This window comes from Micromonospora aridisoli (genome assembly GCF_056150025.1).
Genome location: NZ_JAXCFK010000070.1, coordinates 1 through 652 on the forward strand (window position 1 = coordinate 1; position 652 = coordinate 652).

Here is a 652-nt window from a genome sequence, read left to right on the forward strand (position 1 = left end):
CGTTGCCGCTGGAGGCGGCGCTGGGGAGCTTGTTGTAGTAGTCCTCCCACTGGTACGTGGCCACCGACACCGCGATGTTCTGGTGCTCGGAGTTGAACTGGTTCACCAGCGTCTTGAAGATCTCACCGTCGCCGCCGGTGAACCCGTTCCAGAGCTTGAGGTCCACCTTCGGGCCGGTGTAGTCCTTGCCACCGTTGCCGGACGCCGCCGGACCGGACGAGTCGTCGCCGCCGCCACAGCCGGCCAGCGTCAGCGTGGCCGCGGCGCCCAGCCCGAGGCCGAGGCCGAGGAGCCGCCGCCGGCTCATTTCGTTGTGGTTCATGCCGTATCTCTCCTTGGGGGACGGGATGAAGTGTGCCTGGTCAGAGCCGGTTTCCGAAGCGCAGCACGTTCCAGGAGACAGCCGGAAGGCGCACCGAGCACCGACCGCCGTCGAGGGTGGGGGTGTTCAGTTCCCGGGGCGTCACCTTGTCCGGTTCGGCCTCGGTGTTCGTCGCCTCCGGGTCGTCCCCGGCGGCGAGGCTCGTGTGTGAAGCGACGGACAGTCCGGACATACCGCGCAGGTCGAGCTGCAGGTCCAGGTCCGTCTCGCCGCGGTTGACCGCGAAGACCGTCAGCTCGCTGTCGAGCTGGTCGGTGACCGTCTGCGGCG

General features: G+C 68.3%; 1 protein-coding gene and 1 pseudogene. Both read right to left on the reverse strand.

The annotated features are described in order from the left end of the window. A pseudogene (locus tag SM447_RS29380) lies at positions 1–322 on the reverse strand (ABC transporter substrate-binding protein); the annotation flags it as partial. 40 nt (positions 323–362) lie between these two features. Further along, a partial coding sequence (locus tag SM447_RS29385) for an alpha-L-arabinofuranosidase C-terminal domain-containing protein (RefSeq protein ID WP_474576118.1) occupies positions 363–652 on the reverse strand: 290 nt, incomplete at its 5' end.